At 61.0% G+C, this 6790-nt stretch carries 6 protein-coding genes; 4 read left to right on the plus strand and 2 right to left on the minus strand.

The annotated features are described in order from the left end of the window. Positions 1-159 precede the first annotated feature (159 nt). Entirely contained in the window at positions 160-1068 is a 909-nt protein-coding gene (locus ACW8PS_RS15120; RefSeq protein ID WP_491528330.1) for a Hint domain-containing protein, read from the plus strand. Here the strand turns inward: ACW8PS_RS15120 and serB are convergent. Next, positions 1041-1937 (minus strand): phosphoserine phosphatase SerB, encoded by an 897-nt coding sequence (gene serB / locus ACW8PS_RS15125; protein WP_491528331.1) that lies wholly within the window; start codon positions 1935-1937, stop codon positions 1041-1043. The genes ACW8PS_RS15120 and serB overlap by 28 nt on opposite strands. 160 nt (positions 1938-2097) lie before the next feature. On the opposite strand from serB, the gene ACW8PS_RS15130 reads away from it, so the two are divergent. The 3 genes from ACW8PS_RS15130 (at position 2098) to ACW8PS_RS15140 (ending at position 6277) form a co-directional block, all read left to right on the plus strand. After that, positions 2098-3243, plus strand: coding sequence for a phosphoserine transaminase (locus tag ACW8PS_RS15130; RefSeq protein ID WP_491528332.1), 1146 nt, complete (start codon positions 2098-2100; stop codon positions 3241-3243). A 131-nt stretch (positions 3244-3374) separates the two neighbouring features. Beyond that, the gene (serA, locus tag ACW8PS_RS15135; RefSeq protein ID WP_491528333.1) at positions 3375-4970 is read left to right on the plus strand and encodes a phosphoglycerate dehydrogenase; all 1596 of its coding nucleotides are present in this window, start codon (positions 3375-3377) and stop codon (positions 4968-4970) included. 131 nt (positions 4971-5101) lie between these two features. After that, positions 5102-6277, plus strand: coding sequence for an acetyl-CoA C-acyltransferase family protein (locus ACW8PS_RS15140; RefSeq protein ID WP_491528334.1), 1176 nt, complete (start codon positions 5102-5104; stop codon positions 6275-6277). 122 nt (positions 6278-6399) lie between these two features. Here the strand turns inward: ACW8PS_RS15140 and ACW8PS_RS15145 are convergent, their stop codons facing one another. After that, entirely contained in the window at positions 6400-6699 is a 300-nt protein-coding gene (locus ACW8PS_RS15145; protein WP_491528335.1) for a hypothetical protein, read from the minus strand. Between the last annotated feature and the right edge of the window lie 91 nt (positions 6700-6790).

Consider the following 6790-nt stretch of genomic DNA (forward strand, 5'->3'; position numbering starts at 1 on the left):
TTGGCGCGCCCGCTTCATTCGGGCGCGCCTTTTTCCCGGCATAGTGCAAACACATCCGGCCGGATTTTAACAAGAATTTGCCCGGCCAGTTTCGCAAATATTCACGTTTTGCACCGTAGGCAGGGGTGAAACGTGCTATTCGCCGGAGCTTTGCACCCCATGCCAACCACCTATACCGATCAGTTCTTTGTCATGGATCCCGGCAATCCGCCCGCGTTTGGCACCAACCTGACCGTGCAGAATTTCGATTTTGTCGATGCGGATGATAACGGGTTCATTCAGCCAAATGTCGGGGACACAGCCAACGGTGTTGAAGTGACCAGGGTCTGGGTCGATGACACGATCACCGTCATCATGAATGGCAGCACGGTGACAATCACCGGCGTGACCTTCTATCTGGATGGGCAGCCGGCGATTTTCACGCCGACCGATGGCACGGTGCTGTCCGACGCGACATTTCAAAGCTCGACCTATGTGCTCACCAGCACGCAGATTGATGTCGGCGATTTCGGGCCGCCCTGTTTTACGCCCGGCACCCTGATCGAGACCGATCGCGGACCCCGCGCGATCGAGCTGTTGCAACCCGGTGATCTTGTGATGACCCGCGACAATGGATGCCAGCCGCTTTTGTGGATCAGCAGCCGCATGGTGCCCGCGCGTGGCCGGTTCGCACCCGTGGTTTTCGCACCCGGTGCGATTGGCAATCCTGAGGCCCTTGCGGTGTCACCCCAGCACCGCATGCTGATCACCGGCTGGCAGGCGGAACTGTTCTTTGGCGAAGAGGAAGTGCTGGTTGCCGCGAAACATCTGGTGAACGGCGATACGATCCGCCAGATCGAAGCGCCGGAGGTGACCTATATTCACCTGCTCTTTGCCGATCATGAGATTATTCTGGCAGGCGGCGTGCCGTCCGAAAGCTATTTCCTTGGCCATGCCCTGCGCGAGGATCGCAGCGATGCCCGCGCCGAATTACGCGCCCTGTTTCCCGAACTGGAAGGCGTTGCAAGCAGCCTGTTGCCGGCGCGTCAGGTCATGCGACGCTATGAAGGCGAATTGCTGGCGGCCTGATCCAGGAATTCATCCTGCCCATAGCCCTGCACATAGAGCAGCGCCGTCAGATCACCATGGTTGATGCGGATATCGCATTGCGCCTGAACCGATGGTTTGGCATGCAGCGCGACGCCCATCCCGGCCAGCCCAAGCATCCCCAGATCATTGGCCCCGTCGCCCACGGCAATCACGTCATCATGCGTGATGCCAAGGCGTGCCGTAATGTCACGCAGGGCCGTGATCTTTGCGTCCCGCCCCAGGATCGGCTTACCGACATCGCCGGTAAGGTGGCCGCCCTGTTGCAGAAGAATGTTGGCGCGGTTCTCGTCAAAGCCCAGATCGGCGGCAACGCGGGCCGTGAATGCAGTGAAGCCGCCTGAAACCAGCGCCGCATAGGCCCCATGCGCCTTCATCGTTGCCAGCAGCACCTTGCCACCTTGCATATGGGTGATGCGGGTGGCCAGCACGTGATCAATCACCGCTGCGGGCAGGTCTTTCAGCAGGCCCACCCGTTCGATCAGCGCGGCCTCAAACTCCAGCTCGCCATTCATCGCGCGGGCGGTGATCTCTGCCACATAGGCCCCCACACCGGCTTCCTCCGCCAATTCGTCGATGCATTCCTGCTCGATCATGGTGCTGTCCATATCGGCCAGCAGCATCTTCTTGCGGCGGTTTGCAACGGGTTGAACCACCAGATCAACACCTTGCGCCTGCAAGCTGTCCCAGACATCCCATTGGTTGGCGGGCAGTCTTGGCACGGCAAATTCGGCGGCCTGATCGGGGGCCAGCCAAAAGACATCGCCGCCGCCCCAGGCATTGCGCAGGCTGCCGACCAACGCGGGGTCAAGGCGGCGGTCGGGCGCGGTCAGAAGCGTGGCGATGAACATGAGGCGCGGGTTTCCGATCGTGGACAGGGGCCTGCCGCGATGCGGCATTTCCGACCGGATACAGGCATTTTCCGACTTGTGCCAGACCGGGCTTGGCCCTATCCCCGCAGGTGGGACACCCCTCCCCAACGAGGGGCGCTTATCTGTAAGGATACCATTCATGGTTATGACGACCCCGGCAACGCGGCCGGTAAATCCGCGTTTTTCCTCTGGCCCCTGCGCCAAACCCCCCACCTGGACTCTGGAGGCTTTGGCCGATGCCCCGCTGGGCCGCAGCCACCGCGCCGCTATTGGCAAGGCCAGGCTGAAAGCCGCCATCGACGGCACGCGCGAGATTCTGGGCATTCCCGACAGCTATCGAATCGGCATCGTGCCGGGCTCTGATACCGGGGCCTTTGAAATGGCGATGTGGTCGCTGCTGGGCGAACGCCCGGTGCAGATGGTTGCGTGGGAAAGTTTTGGCGCTGGCTGGGTCACCGATGTGATCAAGCAGCTGAAGATAGAGGCCAGCGAACACCAGGCACCCTATGGCGAGATCGTCGATATGGCGGCGCTGAATTATGACAATGACGTCTGCTTTACCTGGAATGGCACCACCTCGGGTGTGCGGGTGCCTTCGGGCGATGTGATCCCGGCGGATCGGGCCGGGTTGACGTTATGCGATGCCACCAGCGCCGCCTTTGCCCAGGATCTGCCCTGGGACAAGTTGGATGTGGTGACGTTTTCCTGGCAAAAGGTGATGGGCGGCGAGGCGGCGCATGGGGTTCTGGTGCTCAGCCCCCGTGCGGTCGAGCGGCTGGAAAGCTATACTCCCGCCTGGCCGCTGCCCAAGATCTTCCGGCTGACCAAGGGCGGCAAGCTGAATGAAGGCATCTTTCGCGGCGAGACGATCAACACGCCGTCGATGCTGTGCGTCGAGGATTACCTTTTTGCGCTGGATTGGGCGCGCCAGATCGGTGGTCTGGATGCCCTGATTGCGCGCGCCAATGCCAACACCAAGGCGGTGGCGGATTTTGTCGAGCTGCATGACTGGATTGATTTTCTGGCCCAGGATCCGGCGACGCTGTCGAATACGTCTGTGTGCCTGAAATTCACCGATGACCGGATCGCTGATGGTGCTGCGTTCGCCAAGGCCGTGGCCAGGCGGCTTGAGACCGAGGGCGTGGCCTATGATATTGGGGCCTATCGCGATGCGCCTGCGGGCCTGAGGATCTGGTGCGGCGCGACGGTGGAACTGCAGGATATTGCGGCGCTGCTGCCCTGGATCGAATGGGCGTTCAACGCCGAGATCGGCGCGCAATCGTAAGCCGGAAGATTTTTTCGGTCGCCCGGGAAGCAGAATTTTCTTGAAAATTCTGCGGCGTGGAAAATTCTTCCGGGAAGAATTTTCTGCCCTGGCGGCCGGTCTGCTCAACTTCAAATCAAAGGACCAGATAGATGGCCCCCAAAGTTCTCGTATCCGACAGCCTGTCTGAAACCGCAGTCCAGATCTTCCGCGACCGCGGCATAGACGTTGATTTCGAACCGTCACTTGGCAAGGACAAGGACGCGCTTTTGGCGCGCATCGGCGAGTATGACGGCCTTGCCATTCGGTCGGCCACCAAGGTTACCGAAAAGATCCTCGATGCCGCCACCAATCTGAAAGTGATTTGCCGGGCCGGGATCGGCACCGACAATATCGATAAGGTCGCGGCGTCGAAGAAAGGCGTGATCGTGATGAACACGCCCTTTGGCAACATGATCACCACCGCCGAACATGCCATCGCCTTGATGTTCGCCGTGGCCCGGCAAATCCCCGAGGCCAGCATTTCGACCCATGCCGGTAAATGGGAGAAGTCGAAATTCATGGGGGTGGAGCTGACCGGCAAGACGCTTGGCGTGATCGGGGCCGGCAATATCGGTGGCATCGTTTGCGACCGGGCGCGCGGGCTGAAGATGAAAGTCATCGCCTATGACCCCTATCTGGGCGCGGAAAAGGCCGAGAAAATGGGCGTGCAGAAGGTGGAGCTCGAGGAGCTGTTCAAGCGCGCCGATTTCATCACCCTGCACGTGCCCTTTACCGAGCAGACCGCCAATATCCTGTGCCGTGAGAATATCGCCAAGCTGAAGCCGGGCGTGCGGATCATCAATTGCGCGCGCGGGGGCCTGGTTGACGAGGATGCGCTGGCCGAGGCGTTGAAATCGGGCCGTGTCGCAGGTGCTGCGTTCGATGTGTTCAAGACCGAGCCCGCCACCGACAGCCCGCTTTTCAACCTGCCCAATGTCGTCTGCACCCCGCATCTGGGTGCCGCGACCACCGAGGCGCAGGAAAACGTCGCCTTGCAGGTGGCCGAACAGATGGCTGATTTCCTGCTGACGGGGGCGGTGCAGAACGCGCTGAACATGCCCTCGGTCACGGCGGAGGAAGCCAGGATCATGGGGCCGTGGCTGAAACTGGCCGAACATCTGGGCAGTTTTGTGGGGCAATTGACGAAAGAAGCGATCGAGGAAATTCACATCACCTATAATGGTGTGGCCAGCACAATGAACCTTGAGGCGCTCAATTGCGGTGTGATCGCAGGCATCATGAAGGCGATCAACCCGGATGTGAACATGGTGTCGGCACCGGTCATCGCGCGCGAACGTGGCATCGAGATCTCGACCACCACGCAGGACAAATCGGGCGCGTTCGAGGGGTATATCCGGCTGGAGATCAAGACACCGCTGCGCAACCGCTCGATTGCGGGCACGGTGTTTTCCGACGGCAAGCCGCGGTTCATCCAGATCAAGGGTATCAATATCGACGCCGAGATTGGCGAACACATGCTGTACACCACCAATGACGACACCCCCGGAATCATCGGGACATTGGGCCAGACCATGGGCGAGAACGGCGTCAATATCGCCAATTTCACGCTTGGCCGGTCGGGGGCCGGGAAAGAGGCGATTGCGCTGCTTTACCTCGATGAACAGCCGCCTGCCGAGGTGCTGGAGAAACTGCGTGCAACGGGCATGTTCCAACAGGTGGCCTCGATGCAGTTTTCGGCTGGCTGACGCCGCAGCAATATCACGCCGCGCGTCGTTTCGGCCGATGGCAGCGCGCGGCGAATCCTTTTAGGTTTCGCTTCGGGGAATGGTCTTGGCCACTATCTGCGGATGGGGCAAATGCCTGAATAGGAGAAGCAATGACCGATATCGTAATTCTGTCCGGGGCGCGGACGGCGATTGGCACCTTTGGCGGTGCGCTGGCCGGAACTCCGCCGATTGATCTGGCAAGCGTTGTGACCAAAGCGGCGCTGGAGCGTGCCGGGGTCGCGGGCGGCCAGATCGGCCATGTGGTTTTTGGGCATGTGATAAATACCGAACCGCGTGACATGTATCTGAGCCGGGTCGCCGCGATGCAGGCGGGCATTCCCGATGCCACACCGGCGATGAATGTGAACCGGCTCTGTGGTTCGGGCGTGCAGGCGATTGTCTCGGTGGTGCAGAACCTGATGCTGGGGGATGCTGATTTCGGGCTGGCCGGCGGGGCGGAAAACATGAGCCGCTCGCCCTATATCCTGCCTGCCGCGCGCTGGGGCCAGAAGATGGGCGATGCCGGGGCCAATGACATGATGCTGGGCGCGCTGAACTGTCCTTTTGGCACCGGGCATATGGGGGTGACGGCGGAAAATGTGGCGGCTGAACATGATATCAGCCGTGCGGCGCAGGATCGCTTTGCGATGGAAAGCCAGACCCGCGCTGCCGCGGCCATCGCCGAGGGCCGGTTTGCCGATCAGATCACGCCGGTTCAGGTCAAGATCAAGCGCGACATGGTTGATTTCGACACCGATGAGCATCCCAAATCCACCAGTCTTGAACAGCTCGCCGGTCTGCGCACGGTGTTCCAGAAGGATGGATCGGTTACCGCGGGCAATGCCTCGGGTATCAATGATGGCGCTGCGGCGATTGTTCTGGCCCGGGCCGAGGCGGCCGAGGCGGCTGGCCTCAAACCCCGCGCCCGGGTGCTGGGCTATGCCCATGCCGGGGTGCGGCCCGAGGTGATGGGCATCGGCCCGGTGCCTGCGGTCGAAAACCTGCTGGCCCGCACGGGCCTTGTCATCGGTGATTTCGACATCATCGAATCGAACGAAGCCTTTGCCGCGCAGGCCTTGGCGGTGAACAAGGGCCTGGGGTTGGACGCCGCGAAGGTGAACCCCAATGGCGGTGCGATTGCGCTGGGCCATCCGGTTGGGGCGACCGGTGCCATCATCACCATCAAGGCGCTTTATGAGCTTGAGCGTATTGGCGGGTCAAAGGCGTTGATCACCATGTGCATCGGCGGCGGTCAGGGCATTGCCCTGGCGATTGAACGGATCTAACGCGACACGCTCCAACGAAAAAACCCCCCGCGCCTGGGGCGTGGGGGGCATTTTCGGAAGAACCGGCAGGGTCGGGGAGGGTCGACCCCGCCGGGTTTGGCTCCCGGGCGCAATCCGCGGGTTTAGTCGGAGGCGCTTTCAGCGGCAAAGATGCGGGCGGCAGCGCTATTGGCACCAAAGCTCTGGGTCGAGATCACTTCGGCACCGACAATGCCGGGGGCGATGATGCGTTCATCATCGGACAGGGCTTCGGCCAGAAGAATCGCCGCGCCGACGGTGCCGCCAGTGCTGGAGGTCATCAGAACGAATTCATCATTCGATACGGCTTCGGCGGCGAAGATATCGGCGGCGGGGCCGGCATTGACGATGACCGGAGCGACCAGAGCGGCAATGAGGGCGGTGGTGAGGGTGAGGGATTTCATGGGGATAGTCCTTTATATGTGCAGTGTGTGTTTGTGTGTTTGTGTTGTGGCGTGGTGAAGGGTTGTGCCTTCCATGACCAACAACTTAGGC

Source organism: Alterinioella sp. (genome assembly GCF_058343375.1).

What these genes read in the sequence shown, in the direction of transcription:
- ACW8PS_RS15120 (WP_491528330.1), top strand. Translation starts at nt 160, where the DNA reads ATGCCAACCACCTATACCGATCAGTTCTTTGTCATGGATCCCGGCAAT.
- serB (WP_491528331.1), bottom strand. Translation starts at nt 1,937, where the DNA reads ATGTTCATCGCCACGCTTCTGACCGCGCCCGACCGCCGCCTTGACCCC.
- ACW8PS_RS15130 (WP_491528332.1), top strand. Translation starts at nt 2,098, where the DNA reads ATGGTTATGACGACCCCGGCAACGCGGCCGGTAAATCCGCGTTTTTCC.
- serA (WP_491528333.1), top strand. Translation starts at nt 3,375, where the DNA reads ATGGCCCCCAAAGTTCTCGTATCCGACAGCCTGTCTGAAACCGCAGTC.
- ACW8PS_RS15140 (WP_491528334.1), top strand. Translation starts at nt 5,102, where the DNA reads ATGACCGATATCGTAATTCTGTCCGGGGCGCGGACGGCGATTGGCACC.
- ACW8PS_RS15145 (WP_491528335.1), bottom strand. Translation starts at nt 6,699, where the DNA reads ATGAAATCCCTCACCCTCACCACCGCCCTCATTGCCGCTCTGGTCGCT.